Source organism: Rhizobium sp. PvP014 (assembly GCF_017876855.1).
GTDB classification, from domain to species: Bacteria; Pseudomonadota; Alphaproteobacteria; order Rhizobiales; family Rhizobiaceae; genus Neorhizobium; species Neorhizobium soli.
On sequence record NZ_JAGIOT010000002.1, the window covers coordinates 2,719,385 to 2,745,039 of the forward strand.

Consider the following 25,655-nt stretch of genomic DNA (forward strand, 5'->3'; position numbering starts at 1 on the left):
TCATCCTGTCCGATCAGACACAGGAGGCTACACGGCACCAGGTCGATGCGGACAGAAAGAAGGCGCGCTTTCGTTTGACGTCCAGCAAGACGAGACACGATGGAAGTATGGATACCGCCAGCGTGATATGAGGTGCAATTTTCTCGTGCTTGCGAACTACGCTCTGAATCGTAGATCAAGCTACTCGAGCAATTTGCGGAGCTGCGCGGATATGTTTTCGGTGCTGGGAACCAAGGCGGTCCGAGCAAGCAAGACTTAAGCGCAGTAGGTCGCAGCTTCTCTATCACCGGATGTCCGCATAGAAATCGCGCAGTCCAAAGGCAAAATGGTCAGTCACAACCAAAGCGAGCTAGCGCACCTTTACGCAGGTGAGAAAATCGTCGAATTGGGCTGGATCTATCAAGATTATGCAAACATAGCGTCAAGGTCAGGACCGTTTTTCGGGCGATTCCGGCGCTCATGACAACGTTGGGATGCAACTTTAAGTATGTATTTGTCAAGTTACGGGTGCCCTTACCTTTACCTAGCAGTTGTTTTTGAGCGATCTAGGTAAAGGTATGTCAAGGTCGCCAGGGCATCAGGCGAGGCGAGCGACGAGATCGTCAGCGGAAAGATGGGTATATCTTCTCAACATCCGTAACTCTTTGTGACCCGAGATGCTGCTGACCTCGATCACGTTCAAGCCGCGCTCAAACAGACGGCTGACACCTTCGTGTCGGAGATCGTGGAAACGAAGCCCCGCGATCTTGACCCGGATCAGCAGACGGCGCCAAGCTTGCTCAAGTGCTCCTGGCGACATCGGAAATACTGAGGGTTGATCCACTTCGGAGCGCGACTTCCACTCCATCAGAGCTTCGAATGCACGAGGGCTCAGCGGAACCTCACGTCCAGATCCGTTCTTGGTCATCGTCAACGTGATCACCCTGCGATTATGGGAGATGTCGCTCCATTGCAGACCTAGGATCTCCCCACGGCGCATCCCTGTCTCAATGGCAACGATAACAAGCGTCCGCAGATAAGGGATCTGACCCGCATCACAGCCATTAAGCAGACGCTGCTCCTCATCACCACTTAAGCGCCGGCAGCGCTCGTTGCGGATCACCGGGCGGCGCACGAGCTTTACGACGTTCCTGGCAAGAGGCAGTCCCCAATCGCGCGTAGCCACCTCGAGGACATGGCTGAGGATCGCCAACTCGCGAACTGCCGTAGATGGAGCTACACTTGCGAGACGCTCATCACGGAAGGTCGCGATGTCTTGCTGGCTTAGGCCAATTAAGGTTCGGTGAGAGAGATCGTGGCGACGAAGCACGTCGATCCGCTGGTCCTCCTGGACCGCGCCGCGCTTTGCGGGTGTAATCTCGCGCTGGTAGCGCTCCAAGAGGGCGCCGAGCGTAGTGCTTTCGAGGATCTTTGTATCCGGCGCAGCGCCAAAGCGATCTACCTGGGTTTCCAGATCTCGTGCCCACTTCTCGGCTTCGATCTTGCTATCAAAGCTCTTTGCCCGTGGCTTCATTCCACGACGACGGACCTGCGCTTGCCAGCGTCCTCTAAGTTTTCTGATCGTCGCCATCTCAATCTCCGTTTGTGATCGAGACGATGCGTAGGATGCCCCGGCAGGGGCGCCAAGGAGAATTCCGGCACGCGCTGGGTTGGCGATTAACCGCAATCCAAAGTTGACGGGTCAGACCATCATGAGACCCTTGTTCCGTCGAAGCTGATGTAGTTTGATGGCCGCGGGTAAGAGGTATCCTGTCATGCGTCGTCGGCTTAGAACTGTGTTCGCAAGCGTTTTGCTATCGTCCGCTTGGATCTGTGGCGCGAGCGCAACTGAGAAGGTGTTCGGCCCCTTTACCGTTGACGACGCTAAGCTGGATGTCATCACGCTCAATGGCGAGATCGACGTCAACTCAGGCCTAGCTTTTCGCCGTGCGCTTCAGGCGGCACCGAATACCAAGCTCGTCACCCTCAATAGCCCTGGTGGCAATGTGCAGATGGGCTTGCTTATTGCCGATGATATCCACCAACGAAAACTGGCAACCTACATTCCGAAGGACAGCAAGTGCTTCTCAGCATGTTCCTTCGTGTTTCTGGCCGGCGATGAGCGTAAGGTCGATGGCGCCCTCGGCGTTCATCAGATCTCGTCGGACTCGCCGGATCTGGTCGGCGCACAGCTGGCAATCTCCGACATCATTGAGGTGCTCAACAGATTTGGGACGCCGATGGACGTGATGCAGGTCATGTTCAAGACGCCTCCGAACGACATGCACGTCTTCAGCCAGGACGAGGTTGTGCGATACAAACTCAACCGTGAAGGCGGAGAGCCATCATCGTCCCCAACTGTCGTTGACGTGCCCGTGCCGGGATCTGGTGCAGATACCACGCCGCCTGCACAGATAGCGCCAGTCGGGACTGAGGTTGCGTCAGCGACACCGCAGGCTAGACTTTCGCCTCTCCAGGAATTCACCCGCAGGCCCAACCGAATTGCAATCTACACAGGCCTGGATCTGTTCGGCGACGACATTTCGTCGATCAGAGTAGAGGAGGCAAGCGAATGCGCGAAAAGCTGCCTGGCGATGAAAGGCCAATGCAAAGCCTTCACGTTCAATTCGAATCCGAAGATCAAGCGTGGGTCGAACTGCTTTTTGAAGTCGAGCGCTGGTAGAGCGGACGGAAACAGCGTGGCATTCTCCGGCCGCTTCCTGAGCGGCGCTGAGGCTGACCCATCTTCCGTAACGCTCGGGACTATCGACCCACAGACTGCTCTCCACGACGACATCGACTTGCCGGGAAGCGATCTCTCGCGTCGGCCAGAACGTTCAGCCAAGACGCCGCTAGATTGCAGACTCGCCTGCATCGACGAGAAACAGTGCGTGGCCTTTACCTATATCAAGCCGAAGAAGGAGTGCTGGCTCAAAGGAGCGGTCGGCACTCCGATGTTCGGCAAGGATATGGTGTCGGGGCTGAAGAAGTTTGAGACCTTCGCGCCTGCGAAGATCTTAAGTTTGGACTGATCTACTTGGCAGGCAAGGCCGCGAGCCTGTCCCGAAAAGCTCTCTCAAGCCGTATGACGGCGTCCGCCATGTAGTCAATCATTTCTGGCCATTGCTCCCGATCGAAGACATTTCCAGGTCGCTCAGCCTTGATCCTACAGGCGCGCTTATCGTCCAACCTCTCCCATGTCAGAGTTTCGCCAAAGCTTTGCTCAATCTCGGCTCGGTCGCGGAACCACGTGTCGAAGAGCTGTTCATTTGCTTCCTTACTACCGACATCAATATAGACTTCTACCCGAGCGCTCTCTCGTCTCACGACCAGCGCGAGGCTGATTCCGCGGTGACCCGTATCAACGCTAAGCCAGTTTCGGATTCCCGGCGCGACCGTCCGAAATAGGTCTGTCCGAGGATTAATTGCCGCTAGCAGGACAGACCAAAACTCACGGCGTAGCGTGTATCTGGCTTTCTCCGCTTCGACGCCTTCGATCTCGTCCTGAGCCTTGGTGGCCAGGCCGATCATGAATTCCTCCGCGTCCTTTGTCGGAATGATCTGATCTATCGTTAGAAATAGATCGTCACCTCGCGAGAAAGGGGTCACCCGAAAGCACTGGATCCGGAGCTTGAAGCTCGCCAACCAAAGAACAGTCGACGTCACTTCCTTACGGAAGTTTGCGGCGACGAGCATGATCCGTTGAGTGACGCCCTTGTTCAGAACGACTTCCTGATATTCATCTGCATCAAGGAAGGCACACAGCTCGTCTTCTGCCTTGGAGCCAAAGGAGTATCGATCAAGGTAGGACTGAAAAATCTGCCGGATGTCATCCTTGGTCAAACGCGAGCAGTAGGAAGCATATTTCATCGCCTGCCAGGTCACGTCTCTGCCGGTGTCATCGAGCTTGTTCTCTATGATCACCAACGATCCCTGTTTGTCGATTGCGAGAAGATCGAGACGCTCCGATGTGTCCGAGAATCCCGCGAACTCTTTCTGGATGATTAGCAGCTCTTCACCCAAGGCATCCGGCTTGTTTGCTAGCCATTCTTGGAGATGCGCACGTTCTCGAAATCCAAGTTCTGCGAACGAGCTTTGCTGCAGCTTTTCTATACGATTCTGATGCTTATCGATTTTGAACATCTATCTCTCATTCGGCCGATTAGATCTCAAGGAAGGACGCATCACCGGTTGCCCACCCAAGACGAAGCCGCATTCCGCTTTTAAGATCCAGCTCGACCACTTCATCAGGCACAACGTTCGCGCCGAGTATGGCCGCGAAGCTCGCGAAGTCCGAGAACCAGGCTTTGCCCTGGGCGAAAGAATGGACGATCATAGCAGCTTCGTCCGTTTTGAACCGTCGGGATTCTATGACCGCAGAGGCAGTCCGGTGCAGAAGCTGGTAGCGGATTGACCCGGCCGGCACATCTTCCAAGCCGAGAATCTCGCACAGATGAGCCATCCGCAGGATCTTGCCAGGTGACGCTTCTGCCATCCACTCCCCCACCGTAGGACCGAAAGGCTCTCGCACCTTCCCTTCAATCATCGCGGCGCAGGTCTTGCCGCTGTGCCTTATCAGGGCAAAAACGTCGTTCTGGCTTTCTCTTCTCCCGCCAGGCAACGGCACCTTGTGTTCGGGTATTGCGATCAGAAGCTCAGCTTCACCCGGGAACCTGCGCGCGACCTCAGGCGGAAGACCTGAGCTATCCTCCCAGCTGTGAGCAAGCGTCTTCGCCGAGTAACCGGTCCGCCATTGTTTTTCGGGTTCAGCAAGGAATCTCTGCCAGTCAGATGGCCCAGAGCTTGGGAGGTATATTCTATTTGGTTTCGCCAACCGTGACCTCTGTATTCTTTTCGTGTTGCAGCGAGGCGGAAACTATCATGGCCCGAGCTTCGACAAGCCCTATCCAATCTGCTTTCGCCACCATGCCTCGATGAATAAGACGATGGCAACAACCGCATAGCAGGGCCAAATCGGCTAATTTAGTTTTGCGCTCACCTGCTTCAGCAAGCGGCACCAAGTGATGTGCTTCAAACATTGCCTCTTGCATCGACATCTCCAAATTTTGCCGCGACAGGGCACAGATCTCGCAACGAAATCCTGCGGCGCGGCGATCGTCGAGCAGCGTCTTGCGAACATTGAGATTTCGCTCTCGACGAATGTGGAGTGCAGTGAGGAGCCGACCTTCAGGTAGCTCTTGCTCGACGTCCGGCAATTGTTCTGTCCCAGTGATTTTGATCCCGGCTTTGATTCCCGTGTCCCTGAGTGACTGCCATCGAACCTCGTCCGGCTAATTTGCTCGAACTGCAAGCTCGGAATAAGTAGCTGATGGAAATGTAATTAACAAAGAGTGAACTTAGGTGCCGCCCATAGACGCTGAGCGTTGACTCTACTAGCGATTCTCACGATATTACCTCTGACGCCCGTCGTCGCACTTTTGTTGCCAGCCCGAGTCGCTAATGCGAAACGGAGCGCAATAGAGCACTCCAGAGCCGCTAGGCCTAAACCTAGCAACTCCAGAGGTAAAAAACGATGGTAGTTTGTATGTTGCCTAAAGGCGTTCACGTTGGTTCATACGTCCGTGTTCGCTTCGGCCGGCCTGAGTTCGTTTGCGAACACTGCCGGTCATATCCTTCGCGTTAATGGTTTGGTAGCCCTGCGAAGGTGACAAATAGGCGACGGGCGTCACCTGGACACAGCATGATTCAAACGAATCACTACGTCAAGGCCTTTGTATTCCCTCAAAATGACTCCTAAAATTTCAGCATCCTAGCCGTAGAAATTCACTTGCCTTTAATACCTGATGGCATATATCTCACGGCAGGCATAGCCTATCAGGTTCACCGTATGGGGGCCGCAATAACCGAGGGAAACCTCGGTTTTTTTGTTTATCGGTCAAAGCAGTAATACTTCACGCCCATCGCTGGAACGCATTCCCCACCAAGAACACAATCGATTATTCGGCTGTCATCGATAAGCCGTCTATAAAGGTCGAACTTCTTGTCATATCCACGTCGTGCGATAGCATAGACATAGCTATCGGCAATTTGTAGCATCCTGTTTTGCTTAGGCCTGTTTTCGATGCTTGTCAGAGTTTCTGCCAACTCAATTTGAGTTAGCGGTTTATACTTTCCGGAATTAGCTTTGTCGAAGCCTAGACCATTCTCACGAAGATTTTTGAAATACCCCTCAATGACACCGTTCATCGCAGCGTCAGATTCAAATATGATGTTTAATTTGCGATCGTTCGCTTGGGCGAATTTCGCGGCACGCTCAACGACTATGTCGAAAGCGCTTCGACATAGAAGCCACTTATCATCGTGCTTCTTAACGTATCCTCTGGCAGCATAGCCAGCGCGATCGATCACGCACCCCACACCCACAGCCGGAACAGCCGCAAGAAATTCGCGATAGTCGGACCAAAAAGCATCGCGCTCTTTCTGGGTCCGCCGTCCAAGCCACGAAAACCGCCCACGCTCATTGATCATGTCCGTGATGTGAAATGGGGTTGTGATTCCCCACCTGGTTGCGATTTCAGAATGCATCGCCTGAGCGGAATCTATCTCTTCCCTCCGGATCAGGATTCCTCCCATCGCAAACCAATCGCTTCGAGCCGGCAGGCCTGAGCTTTTATCAGGGTGCCGCGCACCAGTCTCATCGAGATATAGAGTAAAGCTTGGCATGCGTTATCCACCACGATCAATCTCAGCATAGGTAATGTGCCATAGTTCGGGTTGCGAGATGGATAATTGAGCGAAACCCACGAACTACTGAAGCAGCCAAAATGCGCTTGCCCAGCGAGCTAAGCTTTCAATTGAACCGCGGAAGCGCCTCGAGTGTGGCCCTAGCCAATTCTGGCCCCGCCATACATGACCAAGAGGTATCAGCAAATCTCTGGAAACCCTTACGGCCAAAGAACCATTATGGCGGAGAGGGTGGGATTCGAACCCACGATACGGTTGCCCGTATGCCGCATTTCGAGTGCGGTGCTTTCGACCACTCAGCCACCTCTCCGCTTTGCTGGTCGGCGCATTTGATGCGCGGCTGTCTCATAGCGGCGAAAAATCGGGCTGGCAAGGGGTGAAATGCAAGTCTTCATATCCTTTCGCCTTGACAGTTTTTAGGGCCTCGCGTAAGGCCGGACGCGTCGAAGTCTGGAAAAATGTCCAGATCAGACCTTGCGCGCCGAGGCGTGCAGAAAATCACCGGCAGGTCCGTTCTGGAAGATCGTTCTTTCGCAGCCCTGCTATAGCCCGACTGAGAAAAAGACGGCCGTCCTTTCGGGGATAGAGCCGGAACGAACATGAAAGGATAACCAATGTTCGCAGTCATCAAGACCGGCGGTAAACAGTACCGCGTGGCCGCCAACGACGTGCTCACCATCGAAAAGCTGGAAGCAGAAGCTGGCGCAATCGTAGAATTCAACGAAATCCTGGTCATCGGCGTCGGCGCCGATGCCAAGTTCGGCGCTCCCTTCGTTTCGGGTGCGACGGTCAAGGCTGAAGTTGTAGAGCATAACCGTGGCAAGAAGGTTCTGTCCTTCAAGAAGCGTCGCCGCCAGAATTCCAAGCGTATTCGCGGTCATCGCCAGCATCACACGGTCGTCCGCATCACGGACATCCTCGGCTAATCCAGGTTTTCGAAAGTTAAAGGAGAACACCAATGGCACATAAAAAAGCTGGCGGCTCGTCGCGTAACGGTCGCGATTCTCAGTCCAAGCGCCTTGGCGTGAAGAAGTTCGGTGGCGAAGTCGTCATTCCGGGCAACATTATCGTGCGTCAGCGCGGCACGCAGTGGCATCCGGGCGCCAATGTCGGCATCGGCACAGACCACACGATCTTCGCACTGACGGCAGGCAACGTGAATTACCGTACGCGCGCTAATGGCCGCGTATACGTGTCCGTTATGCCGAAAGCCGAAGCCGCAGAATAAAGCCGGCAAGCGTTAAGCAACCGGCGTCTCATCGACCCGGTTGAACGTTTGAAGGTTCAGTCAAAGAAAAGGGGAGATGGGGCGCTACCCATCTTCCCTTTTTCTTTTATCCCTCAAAGGAGACTGAACCATGCAAGGCGAATTAGTAAGGGCTGGCCAATTACGGCCGCCGGAAACAAGACCAGAGGAACGGCTCAGGCCGGACCGGTTGAGAAGCGATTGCCCCGTCTTACTGTCGCAGAGCCTTGTTCTGCGCGCACCGCACGAAGACGATATTGACGCACTTGCCCATCTCGCCAACAATGCGAACATCGCGACCATGGTGTCGCGCATGCCGCATCCCTACACGTCTAAAGACGCGGCCGATTTCGTGCGACGCACGAATGCGGGCGAGATTGGCAAATGCGTTTATGCCGTGACCCGAGCTGACAATGGCCAGTTTCTCGGCTGCTGCGCTCTCGAACCCCAGATCGACGAACGAACCCTCGAAATCGGCTACTGGCTGGGCGAACCCCACTGGAACAAGGGCTATGCCACGGAAGCGGCGCATGCGCTGATCGACATGGCCTTCCGCACCCGCAGCCATATCGATCACATCGATGCCCGTTGCCGGGTCACCAACATCGCGTCGAAGCGGGTGATCCAGAAATGCGGCTTCCAGTTCCAGGCCACCGGCATGATCGAATGCCTGGCGGTGGGCGGAATGGTCCCCGTCGAATGGTTCCGGCTGGACCGCAAGACATGGATGTCGCTGAGAAGCTGGGGAGAGCTGAGATGAGTGCCGTCGTTCTCGAAAAGGCAAAAGCGGTTCGCACTGAGCCTGGCCCCTGCCCTGAAATCGTCACGCAACGCCTGACGCTTCGCCCGCACCGCCTGTCGGATGCGGCAGCGATTGCCGAAACGCTCAGCGATTTCAAGGTCAGCCGCATGCTGTCGCGCGTGCCGCAGCCCTATGACCGTCAGGATGCGCTCGACTGGCTGGTGCCGCAGACATCAGGCATCCTGCCGAACTGGCAGCTGGCGATCACCACCGGCGACGATGTGCATCTCGGCGTTGTCGGCCTGGAACTCAGGCACGGCCGCTGGCACCTCGGTTACTGGCTGAACCGGCTCTATTGGGATCGCGGCTATATGAGCGAGGCGGCGTCCGGGGTTTTGGACCGCTTTTTCCGCCGCATGCCGGACACTGTCGTCCATTCGGGCGCGTTTGCCGACAATCTCGGTTCGCTCAATGTGCAGACAAAGCTCGGCTTCCGCATCACCGGCGCAAGCGATGTGTTCAACCGCGCCCGCAATGTCATGGTACCGCATATCGAGACGGAGCTTGTGCCGGAGGATTTCCGGCTTCTGGCACCCGCTCCCCGGCATGATCGCGCCTGATCATGCCTTGATCACGATCGGCCCCGGAGGATGGCTTGTCCGCCGCGGCCGTTTTCAGCGCATTCTGTCGATAGGCTTTGACCTAAAGCCTGTCGGACGGTATCGAAAACCTTAAGTACGTCCCGCCGGAGAGCGGGAGCGACCAAGAACAGGACTACCAGACCGATGAAATTTCTCGACGAAGCAAAAGTCTATATCCGCTCCGGTGACGGCGGCGCGGGCGCAGTTTCGTTCCGACGGGAAAAGTTCGTCGAATTCGGTGGACCTGACGGTGGCGATGGCGGCCGCGGCGGCGATGTGTGGGTTGAAGCCGTCAACGGCCTCAACACGCTGATCGATTTCCGTTTCCAGCAGCATTACAAGGCAAAGGTCGGCATCCACGGCATGGGCCGCAACCGCACCGGCGCCAATGGCGACAGTGTCACGCTCAAGGTTCCGGTCGGCACGCAGATCTTCGAGGAAGACAACGAAACGCTGATCATCGACATGACCAAGGAAGGTCAGCGTTTCAGGCTTGCCAAGGGCGGCAATGGCGGCTTCGGCAACACGCATTTCAAGAACGCCACGAACCAGGCGCCGAACTGGGCAAACCCAGGCCTTGAAGGCGAGGAAAGCACCATCTGGCTGCGGCTGAAACTGATTGCCGATGCAGGACTTGTCGGTCTTCCGAATGCCGGAAAATCCACCTTCCTGGCCTCGGTTACCCGCGCCCGCCCGAAGATTGCAAACTATCCCTTCACGACGCTGCACCCGAACCTTGGTGTCGCCACGATCGACGGCCGCGAGTTTGTTCTCGCCGATATTCCGGGCCTGATCGAAGGCGCCCATGAAGGCGTCGGCATCGGCGATCGCTTTCTCGGCCATGTGGAACGCACCCGCGTTCTGCTCCACCTCGTTTCCTCCATCGAGGAAGAAGTCGGCAAGGCCTATAAGACGGTCAAGACCGAGCTTCAGGCCTATGGCGGCGGTCTGACCGACAAGCGCGAAATCGTTGCCTTGTCGCAGATCGACGTTCTCGACGAGAAGGAATTGAAGAAGAAGGCCAAGGAGCTTGAGAAAGCCTGCGGCCAGAAGCCTTTCCTCATCTCCGCCATCACCGGCACGGGCATGACCGATGTTCTGCGCGCGTTGCGCGATGTCATCGTCGCGGCAAGCGTCGGCGAAGACACGGCCCTGCCGAACCGCTCCGTTCCCGTTCAGGAGTTCGACGAGGACGTCGACGAATGACGCCAGGCCACGAGATCGGTCAAAAGCAGTCCTTATCCGGGCAAGGTGATGGCGGCCTCAAGCCGCTTGCCGGCCATCGCCGGATCGTCATCAAGATCGGCTCGGCCCTCTTGGTCGATCGCAAGACCGGCCTGAAATCTCAGTGGCTCGATGCGATCTGCGCCGATATCGCGGAGCTTCGGGCAAAGGGTATCGAGGTTCTGGTAGTCTCGTCGGGCGCAATCGCGCTCGGCCGCACCGTTCTCGACTTGGCCCACGGCGCCCTCAAACTTGAGGAAAGCCAGGCAGCGGCGGCCGTCGGCCAGATCGCGCTTGCCCGCGCCTGGTCGGAAAGCCTGTCCCGTGACGGGATCGTCGCGGGACAGATCCTGCTAACGCTGGGCGATACGGAAGAGCGTCGCCGCTATCTCAACGCCCGCGCCACGATCAATCAGCTTCTGAAGATCGGCGCGGTCCCGATCATCAACGAAAACGACACCGTCGCCACATCCGAAATCCGCTACGGCGACAACGACCGGCTTGCCGCGCGCGTCGCCACCATGGCCGGTGCCGATCTTCTGGTTCTTCTCTCCGATATCGACGGGCTCTACACGGCACCGCCGCATCTCGATCCGGACGCGCAGTTTCTCGATATCATCAATGTCATCACGCCTGAGATCGAGGCGATGGCCGGTGGTGCGGCTTCCGAACTGTCGCGCGGCGGCATGCGCACCAAGATCGACGCCGGCAAGATCGCGACGACTGCGGGCTGCGCCATGATCATCGCATCCGGCAAGCCGGATCATCCGCTGCGCGCCATCGAACAGGGCGCGCGATCCTCCTGGTTTGCCCCGTCTGGCACACCGGTGACGGCGCGCAAGACCTGGATTGCCGGACAGTTGCAGCCGGCCGGCGAACTCGTCGTCGACGAAGGGGCCGAACGCGCGCTGGGATCTGGCAAAAGTCTGCTACCAGCCGGCGTGCGCCGCATCGAGGGCAATTTCCACCGGGGTGATACGGTCGCGATCATCGGCGCGGAAGGCCGCGAGATTGCCCGCGGTCTTGTCAGCTACGATGCCGACGAGGCACGCCAGATCACCGGCCGCAAATCGACGGAAATTGAAGCCATTCTGGGCTATGCCGGCCGTGCCGCCATGGTCCATCGCGACGACCTTGTTATGACAGGCGCGATCAGGCGCACGACCACCCGCAAGGAGGATGCCGTCCATGTTGGATAAGGTCCAGATGACCGACGTTGCTGCAATCATGGATGCGATCGGCGTCAACGCAAAGGCAGCGGCCGGCGCATTGGCAACGGCATCGACCGAGCAAAAGAACGACGCGCTCAATGCCATGGCGGACCTGGTTCTCGCCAACAGCGCCGAGATCCTGAGCGCCAATGCCGAGGATCTCCGCAACATCGAGGGCAAGGGGCTCCTTCCCTCCTTCATCGATCGCCTGACGCTCACCGAAAAGTCGATCGTCGGCATGGCGGAGGCTCTTCGCGAAATCGCCGCGATCAAGGATCCGGTCGGCGAAGTGATCGCGGCCTGGGATCGTCCGAACGGCCTGCATATCGAACGTGTCCGCACGCCGCTCGGCGTGATCGGCGTGATCTACGAGAGCCGCCCGAACGTGACGGCCGACGCCGGCGCGCTTTGCCTCAAGGCCGGCAATGCGGTGATTTTGCGCGGCGGCTCGGATTCAATCCATTCATCGCAGGCGATCCATCACTGCCTGGTGGCGGGACTGAAGAAGGCGGGTCTTCCCGAACATGCGATCCAGCTCGTGCCGACGACGGATCGTGCGGCCGTTGGCGCCATGCTGTCAGGCCTGTCAGGCGCCATCGACGTCATCGTTCCCCGCGGCGGAAAAAGCCTGGTCGCCCGCGTCCAGTCCGAAGCCCGCGTGCCGGTCTTTGCGCATCTGGAAGGCCTTTGCCACATCTATGTCGATGCCTCCGCGGATCTGGAAATGGCAAAGGCGATCGTCGTCAACGCCAAGATGCGCCGCACCGGCGTCTGCGGTGCGGCCGAAACACTGCTGGTCGACAGCGCAGCCATCGGGACCCACCTGATGCCGGTGCTGGAGGCGCTGACGCAAGCCGGCTGCGAAATCCGCGCTTCGGCGGCGGTGCTGAAGGTCCACCCGGGCTTCAAGCCGGCGAACGAGGATGACTGGCATACGGAATATCTCGATGCCGTGATTTCGGTGGCGATCGTCGATGGCATTTCCGGTGCGATCCGCCACATCAACACCTATTCGTCCAACCACACCGAAGCGGTGATTGCGCAAGATCCGGCCGTGGTCGCGCGCTTCTTCAACGAGATCGATTCGGCGATCCTGCTCCACAACGCGTCTACCCAGTTTGCCGATGGCGGTGAATTCGGCATGGGCGGCGAGATCGGCATTTCCACGGGCAAGATGCATGCGCGCGGCCCTGTTGGCGTCGAACAGCTGACCTCGTTCAAATACAGGGTGCATGGCACCGGCCAGATCCGGCCCTGACGTGACGGTAGAGCGGATCGAAAGACGCCATCTCGCCATGCCGCATGTGGAACGGGGCATGGCCGTCGGCCTTTTCGGCGGTTCGTTCAACCCTCCGCATGAAGGCCACCTTCTGGTCGCCGAGATCGCCCTTCGCCGGCTCGGACTCGATCAGCTGTGGTGGATGGTGACACCTGGCAATCCGCTGAAAAGCCGGTCGGAACTCGCGTCCCTCCCCGACCGCATCGCCATGAGCGAGCGGCTGATTCAGGATCCACGCATCAAGGTCACCGCATTCGAGAAAGCACTCGGCGGCGCCTATACCGCCGATACGCTCTCCTTCGTCAAGGCGCGCAATCCGCATATCCATTTCATCTGGATCATGGGTGCAGACAGCCTCAGGACCTTTCACCATTGGCAGAAGTGGCAGGAGATCGTCTCTACCTTCCCGATCGCCGTGATAGACCGGCCGGGTGCCACCCTTTCCTTCCTGTCATCAAAGATGGCCCGCACATTCCAGCATGCCCGTGTCGACGAGACAGATGCCGGTACGCTGTGGAAGCGCCGTCCGCCCGCTTGGACCTTCATCCACGGTCCGCGTTCGGCCCTCAGTTCAACGGCAATCCGGGCATCGGGAAAGACTTCCGATTCCTAAAACTGGAACATTCCGATCACTTGAAAGATAAAGCATTCAATGCCACCTTCCTTATGCGGCCGGTCATCAGACGGGATTCGCGCGAAGAGGATGTTGCTGTTACCGGACGAAAGGAACGACCCTGACAACAGTACACGCCAAGGGAAGGACGGCCTCCGTCATTCCGCAGAGCCTGGAACGTGGCGACGATGCCGCCGCCCATGCCCTCGATCAGGTCCTCACGAGCCTCGAGGACTCCAAAGCAGAAGATATCGTCACCATCAATATTGCCGGAAAATCCGCTCTCGGAGACTACATGGTCGTCGTCTCAGGACGATCGAGCCGGCATGTCATGGCGATCTGCGATCACCTCATCACCGACCTGAAAGCAGAGGGCCTCGGCGGGGCCCGTGTCGAAGGCATGGAGACGGGTGATTGGGTGCTGATTGACACTGGTGATATCATCATCCATGTGTTCCGCCCCGAAATCCGCGAGTTCTACAACATCGAAAAGATGTGGGCCGCTCCGGATGTCGAGGAAGGCACAGTGCTTCACTAACAGGCCGGGACGTTCCTGAGCCGACAAGGGGCGACGGTTGCATGCTAACGGCGGCGCGTTGACGACGTGCCGGCGCAGTGGCAGCCGAGAGCTCTGAGAACAACGGATCAGGACATGCGCATCAGCCTTTTCGCCGTGGGACGGCTCAAAGCCGGACCGGAGAAGGATCTTGCGTCCCGTTACCTCGACCGTTTCTCCAAGGCCGGGCCCGCGATCGGGCTCGAACTTGCCAGGATGATCGAAGTGCCGGAAAGCCGCGCCTCCAATGCTGAAACGCGCAAGCGCGAGGAAGCGGCCGCTCTCGAAAAGGCCCTTCCCGATGGCGCCATCCTCGTTCTGCTTGATGAACGCGGCAAGGCGCTGGACAGCGAGGCATTTGCCGGCCTGATCGACAAATACAAGGACGGCGGCAAGCGCGACATGATGCTTGCGATCGGCGGCGCCGATGGGCTCGACCCCGATCTTCGCGCACGCGCCGATGTCGTCCTCAATCTCGGCTCGATGACCTGGCCGCACCAGCTGGTCCGCATTCTCATAGCCGAACAGCTTTATCGCGCCGTGACCATCCTTTCAGGCCATCCCTACCACCGCGTTTAGACTTCGTTTACCTTCCGGGCCGATGTTGCGAAACACGATGTTGTTTATGGCTGGCCCCGGCGAATCAGCCTAGCCTTCGCAGGTCCGCTGCAGATTCGAGAACGCAATGACGATCAGGAGAGCCATAGCCCTGGGCCTTGCGCTGCCAGCGATGGCATCGGCGCTTGCCTTCGCGCCTCTCCGTCTGCCGCCCTTTCACTGGATTGCCTTAGCACAGGAAGCGGCACCGCCTGCGGCCCAGCCCTCCCCGCCCGCGACCGAAGCCTTGGCGGATCCGACCGCCGATCTTCAGAAGAGACGCAATGAGACCCGCGGCGAGCTGGAAGTGCTGGCTAAAAGCATGAGCCTTTCGTCGGAAAAGGTCGCTCAGATCGAGCACAGCATTTCCGGCATCAAGAAGACGTCTGCGGATATGCGCCAGGCCCTGATCGATTCAGCCGCACGCCGCAAGGATCTGCAGTCGAAGATCCAGGTGAGCGAAGACAAGCTCGCTTCGCTGAAAGTGCAGGAAGACAAGATCCGCGTGGCCTTGAGGGGGCGTCGCTCCATTCTCGCCGAAGTGCTGGGTGCTTTGGAGCGCATGGGCCGCAGCCCGCCGCCGGCGCTGCTCGTCTCCCCCGATGACGCGCTCGGCTCCGTCAGAAGCGCGATCCTGCTCGGCGCCGTCGTGCCCGGCATGCGGGCGGAGGCCGAAAGGCTGGTCACAGATCTTCAAAATCTCGCGAGCTTTCAGGCAGAGGCGGCCAAGGAAAAGGAAACCGTCTCGCAAACCATCACGGCAGGCGTCGAGGAAGAGCGGCGCATGAACCTGCTGCTCGCCGAAAACGCCAAGCTGAATGCCGAGAACGAAAGACAGCTGGCCGCAGAACGCGCGCGTTCTCAGGAACTTGTCGGCCGCGCCACCTCGCTTCAGGATCTTATTCAGGGGCTTGAAGGACAGATCGCATCCGTGCGCGAAGGCATGGATCTGGCCCGTGCCGAGGAAGAGCGCCGTCGGCAGATGTCCGAAGAGGAACGGGAGAAAGCCCGGCAATTGGCCGAAAGCGGTGTGCCCGACAAAAACCGCATTGCGCCCGCATACGCGTTTTCAAGCCTCAGGCAAAAACTGGAGCTTCCGGTTGCCGGCGAAATATTGCGTGCGTTCGGCGATGCAGACGGAACGGGACACCCGGCACGCGGTATGACCGTGGCCTCCAACCCCGGCGCAGTGGTGACGGCACCGGCCGATGGGCTGGTCGTGTTTGCCGGTGCATTCCGGAGCTATGGCCAGATGATCATCCTGAACGCCGGCGACGGCTATCATGTTGTTCTGGCAGGAATGGACATGGTCAACGCGCGGCAGGGCAAGTTTGTCTTTGCTGGCGAACCGATCGCTGCCATGGGTGAGAAAAGAGTAGCAAGTGCGACTGCGTTGGCGCTGGAAACGGATCGCCCGACGCTTTACATTGAATTCCGAAAAGACGGCACTCCGGTTGATTCTAAACCGTGGTGGGCCAGCAAAGAAACTGGAAGGGCGCGAAATGATTCGTAGGGCTTCTCTTGTCATCGTCGGAGCACTGTTGGGTGCGACCGCGATGAGCGTCATTTATTCGGCCGGTGTCCCGGCTCAGGCCGCCGGGGCTTCCACCTATAAGGAACTGTCGATCTTCGGCGACGTGTTCGAGCGGGTTCGCGCCCAGTATGTGACGCCACCGGATGAAAACAAGCTGGTCGAAAATGCCATCAATGGCATGCTGAGCTCGCTGGATCCGCATTCGAGCTTCATGAATTCCAAAGATGCCGAAGACATGCGCACCCAGACGCGCGGTGAATTCGGCGGTCTTGGCATCGAAGTGACGATGGAGAACGAGCTCGTCAAGGTCATCACTCCGATCGACGACACGCCGGCATCCAAGGCTGGCATTCTTGCCGGCGACTTCATTACTGAAATCGATGGCCAGGCTGTTCGCGGCCTGAAACTTGAGGACGCCGTCGAAAAGATGCGCGGCGCCGTCAATACGCCGATCAAGCTGACGGTCATCCGACAGGGTGCCGACAAGCCACTCGACATCACCGTCATGCGCGACATCATTGCCGTGCGCGCCGTGAAATCCCGCGTCGAAGGCGGCGACATCGGATATGTGCGCGTCATCTCCTTTACCGAGAAGACCTATGACGATCTCGAAAAGGCGATCAAGAAGATCAAGGCCGACGTGCCTGCGGACAAGCTGAAGGGCTTCGTGCTTGACCTGCGCCTCAACCCGGGCGGTCTGCTGGATCAGGCGATCAACGTCTCCGACGCCTTCCTGGAACGCGGCGAAGTGGTTTCCACCCGCGGCCGCAATGCAGATGAGACACGCCGCTTCAATGCCGGCCCTGGCGACCTGACTGACGGCAAGCCGGTGGTTGTGCTCGTCAACGGCGGCTCGGCTTCGGCGTCTGAAATCGTCGCCGGTGCCCTTCAGGACCTTAAGCGCGCGACTGTTGTCGGGACCCGCTCGTTCGGTAAGGGCTCCGTCCAGACGATCATTCCGCTCGGCGAATCCGGTGCGCTGCGTCTGACAACGGCGCTCTATTACACGCCATCCGGCAAGTCGATCCAGGGAACGGGCATCACGCCTGACATCAAGGTCGAACAGCCGCTGCCGCCGGAACTGCAGGGCAAGGTCCGCGCCGAGGGCGAATCCAGCCTCAAGGGCCATATCCAGGGTGCGGCCGAAACAGACGAAGGTTCCGGTTCGGCTGCCTATGTGCCGCCGGAAACCAAGGACGACCTGCAGCTGAACTATGCCATGGACCTGCTGCATGGGACAAAGACAGACCCGTCCTTCCCGGCTAGCCCGGACAAGGCTGCGGCCGCCGTCAAGAACTAATCAGGCAAACCGGTCAGGCGGCTGTTTCATCACAGCCGCCTGACCGCATTCATTTCGGCAGCGCAGACGCGGGCATATCCCTTGGGCAGCGATCTCCATGCACCGCTCGGTCAAAACCGGCCGCCGAAGCGACGAACGGCGCGTCGCCTGTCGGCCGTTGCCGTTTTAGGAAGCATCGGCGTGATTGCCGTCGTCGGCTTGTCGATCTATGCGATGCGAAACGACCCTCAGCTTGAGCGCATCGCCTCGAGCGAGCCCCCCTCCTCCACGGCGATCGCCCCCAAGACACCTGCCGATGATGCAGTTTCTCCCGAAAATGCCAACCCCAACGGCATGCCCCGGTCCAATCCGAATTCCGGCGCGACCATTGAGCAGAACCGGATGGCGGACGGCTCGGTCGTGACAAAATACACGCCGCGCGCAAGGGATGGAAACGGTCCCGTCCTTATCAATGCCCAGAGAATTGGCCAGGACCCGCGATTTGCGGCAGAGCCGAATACGTCTCTTCTGGAAGACACGGAATACGGCAAACTGCCGATCCTCGGCGAGGATGGCATGCGACCCATGGACCAGTATGCACGACCCTGGTCCGGCGCCCGCGGCACGAGGATCGCGATCGTGGTCGGTGGCCTCGGCCTCAGCCAGACGGGCACCCAGCGCGCAATCCAGCAACTGCCGCCAAGCGTAACGCTGGGCCTTGCTGCAAGCGGCAACAGCCTGCAGCGCTGGATGCAGGAAGCGCGCCGCGCGGGCCACGAAATCCTCATCCAGGTCCCGTTCGAGCCTTACGACTATCCGGCCAACGACCCCGGACCAGGCACGCTTCTCGTCAAGGATCCTGCCGCAAAGAACCTTGAGCGACTGCATGTGGCGATGGGCGAGATCACCAACTATACGGGGATCATGAACTACCAGGGCGGCCGCTATCTCTCCGACGTCAAGGCGCTTGAGCCTGTCCTGCGCGACATGGCCTCCCGCGGCCTGCTGTTCCTCGATGACGGCACCTCGGCCCAGTCGAAGACGGAGGTGCTGGCAAAGGCGATGCAACTGCCGCACGCCTTCGGTGACCTGACCCTGGACGGTCAGCTTCAATCCGACGCGATCCTCAAGAAACTTGACGAACTGGAGCGGATAGCCCAACGCAAGGGAACGGCAATCGGCATCGCCTCCGCCTTCGACGAGAGCATCGCGGCGATCCGCAAATGGGCCGACGAAGCCTCGCAACGCGGTGTAGAAATCGTCGGTGTATCGACGCTTGCCCGCGAGAGCGTGGCACCTTGAAGCAAGGGGAATGATATGGCCAAGGATCACAAGAAACCGGTGAAAGCGGACGATCTTCCCTATCGTCCCTGCGTCGGGGTCATGGTGCTCAACAGCGAGGGCCTCGTTTGGGCCGGACGCCGCATTGCTGCCGGCAACAGCGAATTCGACGGGTCTCCGCAACTGTGGCAGATGCCGCAGGGCGGGATCGACAAGGGCGAAGATCCCCTGCCCGCCGCCTATCGTGAACTCTACGAAGAAACGGGCATGCGTTCCGTCACGCTGCTTGCCGAAGCCGGCGAGTGGATCAATTACGATCTTCCGGAACACCTGATCGGTATCGGACTGAAGGGAAAGTATCGCGGCCAGACGCAGCGCTGGTTTGCCTTCCGCTTTGACGGCGATGAAAGCGAGATCGCCATCAACCCGCCGCCGGGCGGCCATACGGCTGAATTCGATGCCTGGGAATGGAAGCCGATGCAGGATCTGCCCGGCCTGATCGTGCCGTTCAAGCGCTCGGTCTATGACCGGGTCGTCGCGGAATTTGCCCACCTCTCGCCGGCGGGCTGATTGCACGTCCGATTAGCGCTGGTCGGATAAAGCATAGCCCGGTGAAAGCAACTTCCACCGGGCTCGAGCGATAGAGTGTCGATGATTTGAGCTTTACTCAGCGGAGTCGGCTGATTCCGCGTTGAGCTGGCCGTATCTCTCTTCGCCGATCTTCGAGAGAAGTTCGAGCTGCGTTTCCAGGAAGTCGATATGACCCTCTTCATCCATCAGCAGCTGTTCGAAAAGCTTCATGGAGACATAGTCTCCGGCGGCGTGACAGATATCACGCGACGCCTTGTAGGCGGTGCGGGCATCGTATTCACCAGCCAGATCGGCCTCTAGAACTTCCTTGACGTTCTGACCGATGCGAAGCGGTGCCAGCGTCTGAAGGTTCGGATGACCCTCGAGAAAGATGATGCGGTCGATCAGACGATCGGCATGCTGCATCTCTTCGATGGATTCGGCCCGCTCCTTCTTGGCAAGCTTGGTAAAACCCCAATCATGCAGGAGACGATAGTGCAGCCAGTATTGGTTCACAGCGCCAAGTTCGAGGAAAAGTGCCTCGTTAAGCCGCTCGATGACCTGTAAGTCGCCTTTCAATGTCCGCTCTCCTGTTTTCTTCGTGGAGTTGTTTCAAGCGCGACATATAGACGATCACGTCAGCTTCCGTCGAGTGCCGCTGGGCGTGATATTCCTCAGTGGTCTTGATGATCAGATCAACGACATTGGGAAAGCAACCGCAGCAACGGCCGCGTTTTTCCATCGCATGGTAGACCTTGACGGGAACGATCAGCTGCCAACAGTCCTCAGTGAGGAGTTGGATGATCGTATCCTTGATCTCCCTTTCGGTGATGTAATTGCAACTGCAAACCAGCATTTTGGATCGACCTGGAGAACATTGACCTCGATACAGACTTTTTGCAAAAGAGGACAAGCGATGTCAAGAAAGAATCCAGCCCGGTAATTGACATATCATAACCCCCTTATCAACGATCCGTGATCGGAGGCAGTGATGCCTAACCGGCTGCTGTGTCGCTGCGATATCTCTGAAAAGGCTCGGACGTCACTCGATCGAAACAACGCGCCGCCACAGTTTCCGTCCGCGGCAGAAGCAGAATCGCTCCACACGCCCGGCAAAGATGCGAGTGTCCCTTTGACGTCGAAACCCATCTGACGGAGTCTGCGGGAGGCATTGCCGAGCAAGACCTGCTCTCCGCCACCGTAATCCGCACAGCCCGTGATATCCAGAGAGAGCCCGTTTCGCCCTTCTAGCGTCACCAGTGGCGTATATCGGTCGCACCAGTCGGAGAGCGCCATCAGAAGCGCCGCGTCGGCATCATCGTCTTCGTCCATCACGTCGAGCTCCGGAAAGATCGCTCGCGCTTCTGAAACGCCCTGTCCCAGCTTCAGGTTAAGGCGTTCGGCGGCGGCGTCGAGCGCTGTCAGGCACATCCTGTCGGCGTGGCGCCCGGCAAAGACGATCGGTGGATGATCGGTGGATGATCGTGATGGCGGGAAGACCGCCAGTCCATACCCCAGCGGCGGCGCGCGATTCTGTCGGTTGACAGACGCGGGAACACGAGTGTCAGAATACGCCTCTGTCCATGCGCCAGAGGGAATCGAAAACAGGCGGTCATGCGGGTTCCAATCCAGACCAGACGCGAGCATCACGAGCAAGCTCGCCAACCGCTTTCCGTCTCCGAGATCGGCTTGCGCAGGGCAAAAGTCTCTCCCGCGCCCAGGCACCTTTGGCCATGGCGTTAACTCCATCGATAATGTTCGCTTTATGTTCTTATGGATTCCAGACACGTGGCAAAGAGTCAACAGCTCCCGATCAGGAATCTTTTCCTCTAAAAGCTATCGCAATGATTCTTTTCTCGAAATAGCTGCTTCAGGTATTATATGTGCCTGAGTTGGAAGGAGATCCCATGGCCCGCATTGACCAGACCGATGATTGGCAGGATCGCCATGCGCCGACGATCAGCACGTTCGAGTCGCTGGCATTAGAAGCCTACAGCCACCTTCCGGACGAATTCCGCAAACTCACGACGAACCTCACCATTGAGGTCGAGGAGTTTCCGGACGACGACGTTTTTGAAGACATGGCGCTCGAAACGCCGTTCGACCTCTTGGGCCTGTTCGAAGGACGTGGCATTTCCGAGCGGTTTACGGTGGAAACCGGCGAACTGCCGAATCGCATCCGGCTTTATCGCCGGCCAATCCTCGATTACTGGGCAGAGAACGAGGAAACGCTGGGCGATATCATCACCCACGTCCTCATTCACGAGATCGGCCATCACTTCGGCCTGAGTGACGACGACATGGAGCGCATCGAGGCGAGCGCCGAGGAAGCAAGCCAGCGCTGATCCAACGCTGGCAGACACACCTCGGCCTAGCTTTTTACTGCTCGCCGAGCTTCATCTCGGGGCTGTATTCCTTGCCTTCTACGGTCTTCATCACGGCCTGGCCGCAATGCATCTCGCCCGTCTTGCCGTTGAAGGCGTAGCTTGGCGAACCGGAGAGTTCCCAGCCCTTGTTCAGCGCCGCCGTCACCCGGTGACAAAAGGCGGCATCGTCAGGACCGGTGATGAAACGATATACTTTCATGGCTTTCTCTTTCTGTTGGCGATGACCGCCGCGCTGGCGACGAGCTTTTCCGCATCTTCGAGATGCAGACGCTCGACCATGCGGCCGTCGAGGTTGATGACGTTGAGCGTTTCGGCTCCCGGCTGGCGGAAGGCCTCGATGATGGCGCGCGCCTCTTCAAGCGCATCATCATCAGGACCGAAATGACGGTTGGCCGCGTCGATCTGCGCCGGATGGATCAGCATCTTGCCTGAAAATCCCATGGCGCGGCCCTGGGCGCACTCGGCTTCGAACGCGGCTTCGTCCTTGAAATCGTTAAACACGCTGTCGATCACATCGACACCATAGGCCCTGCCCGCCAGCACGACCTGCATCAACCAGGGTATGAGATTGGCCCGCCCCGGTTGCGGCAAAACACCCGTTGCCTTGCGAAGATCGTTGAGCCCCACGACGAGGCATTTGATCCGTCCGCCCACGCTCGAGATTTCGGCGGCGTTGAGGACGCCGAGCGGCGTTTCGATCATCGCCCAGATAGAGACCCTCTCCGGCACGCCCGCCTGAGAAAGGCGCTCGGCGATCACCCGGACGTCGTCCGCATGCTCAACCTTGGGAATGACCACCGCATCCGGCAGAAGTTCGACGATGAGCTCGAGATCCGCAGGACCGAATTCGCTTGTGAGCGGATTGATCCGGATAGCCGTCTCGAGACCATCGGAATTCAGCTTGGCAAAGCTTCTGCGGAGGTTATCCCGCGCTTCCGCCTTCTGCCCGGAGGCCACGGAATCCTCCAGATCGAAAATCACGCCGTCGCAGTCGAGCTGCGGGATTTTCGAAAGCGCACGGGTGTTGCTCGCGGGAACGCTCAGGAGCGAGCGCCGGATCAAAGCGGCCATCGCTTCGGGACCATGTAATCATTGGGAAAAGTCATAACGTGGTTGTGACAAGCTTTTTGGCCCTCGGCAAGACAGGAGGTCGCGAAACCACTTGTAAGCGAGGCCCGCCGGTCCCACATTTCAGACGTTGAAAGGTATGATCCATGCAAAACATTCGTGCATTTTTCGTCGTCGCCTCAGCTATTGCGGTGCTTGCCATGGCGGCGCTCTTTACAGCGTCTCTGACCGTCGCATTTGCCGGCATTCTCGTCCTTCTTTCAATTGGTAGGGCGATCTCGACCAGGTTGAACCCTGTACCTGTGCGAGCGAAATCGTTCGGACCAAAGCCGGCCAGCCGTGATATCCGTGTGTGGAACGACGGCCGCGGTACCATCATCGACCTCTAGCGTCATCATGTTCGCTCCGCCTGCGCGCTCTGGCGCAGCGGAGTACCGGTTGAAGGCATAATGCCCTTCAAATCGGTGGCAAATTGCTTTATTTGGCCTTCACGACAACTCCCTTGGAGGCAGATCATGGACAAGTTCACGCAACTCACAGGCGTCGCAGCGCCGCTTCCGGTCGTCAACATCGACACCGACATGATCATTCCCAAGGACTACCTGAAGACGATCAAGCGAACCGGTCTCGGCAAGGGACTGTTTGCAGAATCCCGCTACAATCAGGATGGGTCAGAAAACCCGGATTTCATCTTGAACAAGCCGGCCTATCGCAATTCCAAGATCCTGGTGGCTGGCGACAATTTCGGCTGCGGCTCGTCGCGTGAGCACGCGCCTTGGGCACTTCTCGATTTCGGCATCCGTTGCGTGATCTCGACCAGCTTTGCCGATATTTTCTACAATAACTGTTTCAAGAACGGCATCCTGCCGATCATCGTGTCTCCAGAAGATCTCGAAAAGCTGCTCGACGATGCGGATCGCGGCTCCAATGCCGTCATTTCGATCGATCTCGAAGCGCAGAAGATCACAGGTCCGGATGGCGGCTCGCTGCATTTTGACATCGATCCCGGCCGACGCCAGATCCTCTTGGAAGGTCTCGACGATATTGCTTCGACATTAAAGAGCGACGCCGTGATCTCGAGTTTCGAGGACAAGAACAGCACGAAACGCCCCTGGCTCTGAGGGTCATCAGATGGTCACGCATATCTCCTCGGGATCACCCTTCGAAGCGCGGATCGGCTATTCCCGCGCAGTTGTTGACCGTGACATGGTCTATGTCTCGGGCACGACGGGCTATGACTATGCCCTGATGGTGATGCCTGACGATGTCGCTGACCAGACCCGCAACGCGCTCGCCACTATCGCAAAAGCGCTTGGCGAAGCCGGCAGCAGCCTGAAGGACGTGGTCCGCGTGCGCTATTATCTCGTCGACATGGCCGACTACGATGCCGTGGTCGAGGTCGTCGGATCGGTATTTGCCCAGATTCGGCCGGCAGCGACCATGATCGTCTGCGGCCTCACCACCCCTGAAATGAAAATCGAGATCGAAGTGACCGCACGCATCGGTGCCGGCGCTTCCTGAAACAGCTGCCCAACCGCCGCCTGAACAATCAAGGACATCTGCACAATGGCAAAACACCTTTTCCTGCTTCCCGGTGATGGCATCGGTCCAGAGGCCATGGGCGAAGTGCGCAAGATCATCGCCCATATGAACGACGCCATGAGTGCCGATTTCGTCACCGACGAAGGTCTGGTCGGCGGCTGCGCCTATGATGCGCATGGCGCCGCCATTTCCGACGCGGATATGGAAAAAGCGATGGCGGCCGATGCCGTCCTGTTCGGCGCCGTCGGCGGTCCGAAATGGGATAGTGTGCCCTATGAGGTGCGCCCGGAAGCCGGCCTGCTGCGTCTGCGCAAGGATATGGAGCTTTTCGCAAATCTGCGCCCGGCCATCTGCTATCCGGCGCTTGCCGCCGCCTCTTCGCTGAAACCCGAACTGGTGGACGGGCTCGACATCCTGATCATCCGCGAACTGACCGGCGGCGTCTATTTCGGTGAGCCGAAGGAAATCATCGATCTCGGCAACGGCCAGAAGCGCGGCATCGATACCCAGATCTACGACACCTACGAGATCGAACGCATCGCAGGCGTTGCTTTCGAACTGGCGCGCACCCGCAAGAATGCCGTGTGCTCGATGGAAAAGCGCAACGTGATGAAATCCGGCGTGCTGTGGAACCAGGTCGTCACCGAGATCCACAAGGCCAAGTATTCCGATGTGAAGCTGGACCACATGCTGGCCGATGCCGGCGGCATGCAGCTGGTTCGCGCCCCTAAACAGTTTGACGTCATCGTCACCGACAACCTGTTCGGCGACATGCTCTCCGACGTTGCGGCCATGCTGACGGGTTCGCTCGGCATGCTGCCGTCCGCGTCCCTCGGCGCCCCCGATGGCAAGACCGGCAAGCGCAAGGCGCTTTATGAGCCGGTCCATGGTTCGGCACCGGATATTGCCGGCAAGGGCATTGCCAACCCGATCGCCATGATCGCGTCGTTTGCCATGTGCCTGCGTTATTCGTTCAACATGATCACCGAAGCCGACAACCTGGAAAAGGCGATCGCCACGGTACTCGACCAGGGCATCCGCACCGGCGACATCATGGCTGACGGCTGCCGCCAGGTCGGCACCGGCGACATGGGCGACGCCATCCTCAAGGAATTTGCCGGTCTTTCGGCCTGAGGCATCCCGCGAGGGGACCACTTCCCTGAAACGACGAAGGGCCCGACGTCTCCGCCGGGCCCTTCTT

The 25,655-nt window shown here is 58.5% G+C and carries 30 protein-coding genes and 1 tRNA gene; 20 read left to right on the forward strand and 11 right to left on the reverse strand.

The features are described 5' to 3' along the window. Nucleotides 1-577: 577 nt before the first annotated feature. Entirely contained in the window at nt 578-1,570 is a 993-nt protein-coding gene (locus J3A65_RS17680) for a site-specific integrase (RefSeq protein ID WP_209902567.1), read from the reverse strand. Nucleotides 1,571-1,754: 184 nt separating this feature from the next. On the opposite strand from J3A65_RS17680, the gene J3A65_RS17685 reads away from it, so the two are divergent. Beyond that, the gene (locus J3A65_RS17685; RefSeq protein ID WP_245341577.1) at nt 1,755-3,011 is read left to right on the forward strand and encodes a PAN domain-containing protein; all 1,257 of its coding nucleotides are present in this window, start codon (nt 1,755-1,757) and stop codon (nt 3,009-3,011) included. A 1-nt stretch (nt 3,012) separates the two neighbouring features. On the opposite strand, the gene J3A65_RS17690 is transcribed toward J3A65_RS17685, so the two are convergent. The 5 genes from J3A65_RS17690 to J3A65_RS17710 form a co-directional block, all read right to left on the reverse strand. Then, nucleotides 3,013-4,122 (reverse strand): DUF4268 domain-containing protein, encoded by a 1,110-nt coding sequence (locus tag J3A65_RS17690; protein WP_209902570.1) that lies wholly within the window; start codon nt 4,120-4,122, stop codon nt 3,013-3,015. 19 nt (nt 4,123-4,141) lie between these two features. Next, complete coding sequence (locus J3A65_RS23375) at nt 4,142-4,474, reverse strand: hypothetical protein (protein WP_245341578.1); 333 nt, start codon at nt 4,472-4,474, stop codon at nt 4,142-4,144. Nucleotides 4,475-4,796: 322 nt separating this feature from the next. Beyond that, on the reverse strand, nt 4,797-5,195 hold the full coding sequence (locus J3A65_RS17700; RefSeq protein ID WP_245341579.1) for an HNH endonuclease: 399 nt from the start codon (nt 5,193-5,195) through the stop codon (nt 4,797-4,799). A gap of 673 nt (nt 5,196-5,868) precedes the next feature. After that, nucleotides 5,869-6,663 carry a DUF3800 domain-containing protein gene (locus tag J3A65_RS17705; protein WP_209902574.1) on the reverse strand — a complete coding sequence of 265 codons (795 nt, stop codon included), beginning with the start codon at nt 6,661-6,663 and terminating at the stop codon, nt 5,869-5,871. Nucleotides 6,664-6,904: 241 nt separating this feature from the next. Next, nucleotides 6,905-6,994: transfer RNA gene (locus tag J3A65_RS17710), tRNA-Ser, on the reverse strand. Between the two features lie 304 nt (nt 6,995-7,298). Here J3A65_RS17710 and rplU point away from each other — a divergent pair. From rplU to J3A65_RS17780, 14 genes are all read left to right on the forward strand, one after another. Next, nucleotides 7,299-7,610 (forward strand): 50S ribosomal protein L21, encoded by a 312-nt coding sequence (gene rplU / locus J3A65_RS17715; protein ID WP_062462732.1) that lies wholly within the window; start codon nt 7,299-7,301, stop codon nt 7,608-7,610. 32 nt (nt 7,611-7,642) lie between these two features. Further along, nucleotides 7,643-7,912: a 50S ribosomal protein L27 gene (gene rpmA / locus J3A65_RS17720; protein WP_062462735.1), complete on the forward strand. Its 270-nt coding sequence runs from the start codon at nt 7,643-7,645 to the stop codon at nt 7,910-7,912. Nucleotides 7,913-8,042: 130 nt separating this feature from the next. Beyond that, nucleotides 8,043-8,690 (forward strand): GNAT family protein, encoded by a 648-nt coding sequence (locus tag J3A65_RS17725; RefSeq protein ID WP_209902576.1) that lies wholly within the window; start codon nt 8,043-8,045, stop codon nt 8,688-8,690. Then, nucleotides 8,687-9,292, forward strand: a complete 606-nt coding sequence (locus tag J3A65_RS17730; RefSeq protein ID WP_209902578.1) for a GNAT family N-acetyltransferase — start codon at nt 8,687-8,689, stop codon at nt 9,290-9,292. Before J3A65_RS17725 ends, J3A65_RS17730 begins: the two co-directional genes overlap by 4 nt. 165 nt (nt 9,293-9,457) lie before the next feature. Next, nucleotides 9,458-10,519, forward strand: coding sequence for a GTPase ObgE (obgE, locus tag J3A65_RS17735; RefSeq protein WP_062462745.1), 1,062 nt, complete (start codon nt 9,458-9,460; stop codon nt 10,517-10,519). After that, complete coding sequence (gene proB, locus J3A65_RS17740; protein ID WP_209902580.1) at nt 10,516-11,736, forward strand: glutamate 5-kinase; 1,221 nt, start codon at nt 10,516-10,518, stop codon at nt 11,734-11,736. The genes obgE and proB overlap by 4 nt, the downstream gene beginning before the upstream one ends. After that, nucleotides 11,726-13,006 carry a glutamate-5-semialdehyde dehydrogenase gene (locus J3A65_RS17745; protein WP_209902582.1) on the forward strand — a complete coding sequence of 427 codons (1,281 nt, stop codon included), beginning with the start codon at nt 11,726-11,728 and terminating at the stop codon, nt 13,004-13,006. The genes proB and J3A65_RS17745 overlap by 11 nt, the downstream gene beginning before the upstream one ends. Further along, on the forward strand, nt 12,981-13,640 hold the full coding sequence (locus tag J3A65_RS17750; protein ID WP_209902585.1) for a nicotinate-nucleotide adenylyltransferase: 660 nt from the start codon (nt 12,981-12,983) through the stop codon (nt 13,638-13,640). The genes J3A65_RS17745 and J3A65_RS17750 overlap by 26 nt, the downstream gene beginning before the upstream one ends. 121 nt (nt 13,641-13,761) lie before the next feature. Further along, on the forward strand, nt 13,762-14,178 hold the full coding sequence (gene rsfS, locus J3A65_RS17755) for a ribosome silencing factor (protein WP_062577032.1): 417 nt from the start codon (nt 13,762-13,764) through the stop codon (nt 14,176-14,178). A 114-nt stretch (nt 14,179-14,292) separates the two neighbouring features. Then, nucleotides 14,293-14,775 carry a 23S rRNA (pseudouridine(1915)-N(3))-methyltransferase RlmH gene (gene rlmH, locus J3A65_RS17760; RefSeq protein ID WP_062463039.1) on the forward strand — a complete coding sequence of 161 codons (483 nt, stop codon included), beginning with the start codon at nt 14,293-14,295 and terminating at the stop codon, nt 14,773-14,775. Nucleotides 14,776-14,926: 151 nt separating this feature from the next. Next, nucleotides 14,927-16,306: a murein hydrolase activator EnvC gene (locus J3A65_RS17765; protein ID WP_209903598.1), complete on the forward strand. Its 1,380-nt coding sequence runs from the start codon at nt 14,927-14,929 to the stop codon at nt 16,304-16,306. Continuing rightward, nucleotides 16,296-17,627, forward strand: coding sequence for a S41 family peptidase (locus J3A65_RS17770; RefSeq protein WP_062462763.1), 1,332 nt, complete (start codon nt 16,296-16,298; stop codon nt 17,625-17,627). Before J3A65_RS17765 ends, J3A65_RS17770 begins: the two co-directional genes overlap by 11 nt. An 81-nt stretch (nt 17,628-17,708) precedes the next feature. After that, the gene (locus tag J3A65_RS17775) at nt 17,709-18,908 is read left to right on the forward strand and encodes a divergent polysaccharide deacetylase family protein (RefSeq protein WP_245341580.1); all 1,200 of its coding nucleotides are present in this window, start codon (nt 17,709-17,711) and stop codon (nt 18,906-18,908) included. 15 nt (nt 18,909-18,923) lie between these two features. Then, nucleotides 18,924-19,457 (forward strand): RNA pyrophosphohydrolase, encoded by a 534-nt coding sequence (locus J3A65_RS17780; protein ID WP_092665103.1) that lies wholly within the window; start codon nt 18,924-18,926, stop codon nt 19,455-19,457. A gap of 93 nt (nt 19,458-19,550) precedes the next feature. Here J3A65_RS17780 and bfr read toward each other — a convergent pair whose 3' ends face one another. The 3 genes from bfr to J3A65_RS17790 form a co-directional block, all read right to left on the reverse strand. Further along, complete coding sequence (gene bfr, locus J3A65_RS17785; RefSeq protein WP_062462773.1) at nt 19,551-20,036, reverse strand: bacterioferritin; 486 nt, start codon at nt 20,034-20,036, stop codon at nt 19,551-19,553. Further along, nucleotides 20,002-20,313 carry a (2Fe-2S)-binding protein gene (locus tag J3A65_RS23380; RefSeq protein ID WP_062462776.1) on the reverse strand — a complete coding sequence of 104 codons (312 nt, stop codon included), beginning with the start codon at nt 20,311-20,313 and terminating at the stop codon, nt 20,002-20,004. The genes bfr and J3A65_RS23380 overlap by 35 nt, the downstream gene beginning before the upstream one ends. 95 nt (nt 20,314-20,408) lie before the next feature. After that, the gene (locus J3A65_RS17790; protein WP_209902587.1) at nt 20,409-21,122 is read right to left on the reverse strand and encodes a hypothetical protein; all 714 of its coding nucleotides are present in this window, start codon (nt 21,120-21,122) and stop codon (nt 20,409-20,411) included. A 242-nt stretch (nt 21,123-21,364) separates the two neighbouring features. Between J3A65_RS17790 and J3A65_RS17795 the strand changes: the two genes are divergently transcribed. Continuing rightward, on the forward strand, nt 21,365-21,802 hold the full coding sequence (locus tag J3A65_RS17795; RefSeq protein ID WP_062462782.1) for a metallopeptidase family protein: 438 nt from the start codon (nt 21,365-21,367) through the stop codon (nt 21,800-21,802). 34 nt (nt 21,803-21,836) lie between these two features. Here J3A65_RS17795 and J3A65_RS17800 read toward each other — a convergent pair whose 3' ends face one another. Together J3A65_RS17800 and J3A65_RS17805 are read right to left on the reverse strand one after the other, a co-directional pair. Further along, nucleotides 21,837-22,043 carry a DUF1737 domain-containing protein gene (locus tag J3A65_RS17800; RefSeq protein ID WP_184655584.1) on the reverse strand — a complete coding sequence of 69 codons (207 nt, stop codon included), beginning with the start codon at nt 22,041-22,043 and terminating at the stop codon, nt 21,837-21,839. Beyond that, nucleotides 22,040-22,915, reverse strand: coding sequence for a CoA ester lyase (locus J3A65_RS17805; RefSeq protein ID WP_209902590.1), 876 nt, complete (start codon nt 22,913-22,915; stop codon nt 22,040-22,042). Before J3A65_RS17805 ends, J3A65_RS17800 begins: the two co-directional genes overlap by 4 nt. 143 nt (nt 22,916-23,058) lie before the next feature. Between J3A65_RS17805 and J3A65_RS17810 the strand changes: the two genes are divergently transcribed. The 4 genes from J3A65_RS17810 to leuB all read left to right on the forward strand — a co-directional run bounded on the left by J3A65_RS17810 (nt 23,059) and on the right by leuB (nt 25,588). Continuing rightward, nucleotides 23,059-23,301: a hypothetical protein gene (locus J3A65_RS17810; protein ID WP_062462792.1), complete on the forward strand. Its 243-nt coding sequence runs from the start codon at nt 23,059-23,061 to the stop codon at nt 23,299-23,301. Nucleotides 23,302-23,427: 126 nt separating this feature from the next. Further along, the gene (gene leuD / locus J3A65_RS17815; protein ID WP_209902592.1) at nt 23,428-24,033 is read left to right on the forward strand and encodes a 3-isopropylmalate dehydratase small subunit; all 606 of its coding nucleotides are present in this window, start codon (nt 23,428-23,430) and stop codon (nt 24,031-24,033) included. Between the two features lie 10 nt (nt 24,034-24,043). Continuing rightward, a complete protein-coding gene (locus J3A65_RS17820) occupies nt 24,044-24,433 on the forward strand; it encodes a RidA family protein (protein ID WP_184655582.1) in 390 nt (129 codons plus the stop codon). Nucleotides 24,434-24,478: 45 nt separating this feature from the next. Next, nucleotides 24,479-25,588: a 3-isopropylmalate dehydrogenase gene (leuB, locus tag J3A65_RS17825; RefSeq protein WP_092665118.1), complete on the forward strand. Its 1,110-nt coding sequence runs from the start codon at nt 24,479-24,481 to the stop codon at nt 25,586-25,588. The last annotated feature ends 67 nt before the right edge of the window (nt 25,589-25,655 follow it).

Coding starts and splice junctions, on each gene's coding strand:
- J3A65_RS17680 (WP_209902567.1), bottom strand. CDS start 1,570: ATGGCGACGATCAGAAAACTTAGAGGACGCTGGCAAGCGCAGGTCCGT.
- J3A65_RS17685 (WP_245341577.1), top strand. CDS start 1,755: ATGCGTCGTCGGCTTAGAACTGTGTTCGCAAGCGTTTTGCTATCGTCC.
- J3A65_RS17690 (WP_209902570.1), bottom strand. CDS start 4,122: ATGTTCAAAATCGATAAGCATCAGAATCGTATAGAAAAGCTGCAGCAA.
- J3A65_RS23375 (WP_245341578.1), bottom strand. CDS start 4,474: ATGGCAGAAGCGTCACCTGGCAAGATCCTGCGGATGGCTCATCTGTGC.
- J3A65_RS17705 (WP_209902574.1), bottom strand. CDS start 6,663: ATGCCAAGCTTTACTCTATATCTCGATGAGACTGGTGCGCGGCACCCT.
- rplU (WP_062462732.1), top strand. CDS start 7,299: ATGTTCGCAGTCATCAAGACCGGCGGTAAACAGTACCGCGTGGCCGCC.
- rpmA (WP_062462735.1), top strand. CDS start 7,643: ATGGCACATAAAAAAGCTGGCGGCTCGTCGCGTAACGGTCGCGATTCT.
- J3A65_RS17725 (WP_209902576.1), top strand. CDS start 8,043: ATGCAAGGCGAATTAGTAAGGGCTGGCCAATTACGGCCGCCGGAAACA.
- J3A65_RS17730 (WP_209902578.1), top strand. CDS start 8,687: ATGAGTGCCGTCGTTCTCGAAAAGGCAAAAGCGGTTCGCACTGAGCCT.
- obgE (WP_062462745.1), top strand. CDS start 9,458: ATGAAATTTCTCGACGAAGCAAAAGTCTATATCCGCTCCGGTGACGGC.
- proB (WP_209902580.1), top strand. CDS start 10,516: ATGACGCCAGGCCACGAGATCGGTCAAAAGCAGTCCTTATCCGGGCAA.
- J3A65_RS17745 (WP_209902582.1), top strand. CDS start 11,726: ATGTTGGATAAGGTCCAGATGACCGACGTTGCTGCAATCATGGATGCG.
- J3A65_RS17750 (WP_209902585.1), top strand. CDS start 12,981: ATGGCACCGGCCAGATCCGGCCCTGACGTGACGGTAGAGCGGATCGAA.
- rlmH (WP_062463039.1), top strand. CDS start 14,293: ATGCGCATCAGCCTTTTCGCCGTGGGACGGCTCAAAGCCGGACCGGAG.
- J3A65_RS17765 (WP_209903598.1), top strand. CDS start 14,927: ATGGCATCGGCGCTTGCCTTCGCGCCTCTCCGTCTGCCGCCCTTTCAC.
- J3A65_RS17770 (WP_062462763.1), top strand. CDS start 16,296: ATGATTCGTAGGGCTTCTCTTGTCATCGTCGGAGCACTGTTGGGTGCG.
- J3A65_RS17780 (WP_092665103.1), top strand. CDS start 18,924: ATGGCCAAGGATCACAAGAAACCGGTGAAAGCGGACGATCTTCCCTAT.
- J3A65_RS23380 (WP_062462776.1), bottom strand. CDS start 20,313: ATGCTGGTTTGCAGTTGCAATTACATCACCGAAAGGGAGATCAAGGAT.
- J3A65_RS17795 (WP_062462782.1), top strand. CDS start 21,365: ATGGCCCGCATTGACCAGACCGATGATTGGCAGGATCGCCATGCGCCG.
- J3A65_RS17800 (WP_184655584.1), bottom strand. CDS start 22,043: ATGAAAGTATATCGTTTCATCACCGGTCCTGACGATGCCGCCTTTTGT.
- J3A65_RS17805 (WP_209902590.1), bottom strand. CDS start 22,915: ATGGCCGCTTTGATCCGGCGCTCGCTCCTGAGCGTTCCCGCGAGCAAC.
- J3A65_RS17810 (WP_062462792.1), top strand. CDS start 23,059: ATGCAAAACATTCGTGCATTTTTCGTCGTCGCCTCAGCTATTGCGGTG.
- leuD (WP_209902592.1), top strand. CDS start 23,428: ATGGACAAGTTCACGCAACTCACAGGCGTCGCAGCGCCGCTTCCGGTC.
- J3A65_RS17820 (WP_184655582.1), top strand. CDS start 24,044: ATGGTCACGCATATCTCCTCGGGATCACCCTTCGAAGCGCGGATCGGC.
- leuB (WP_092665118.1), top strand. CDS start 24,479: ATGGCAAAACACCTTTTCCTGCTTCCCGGTGATGGCATCGGTCCAGAG.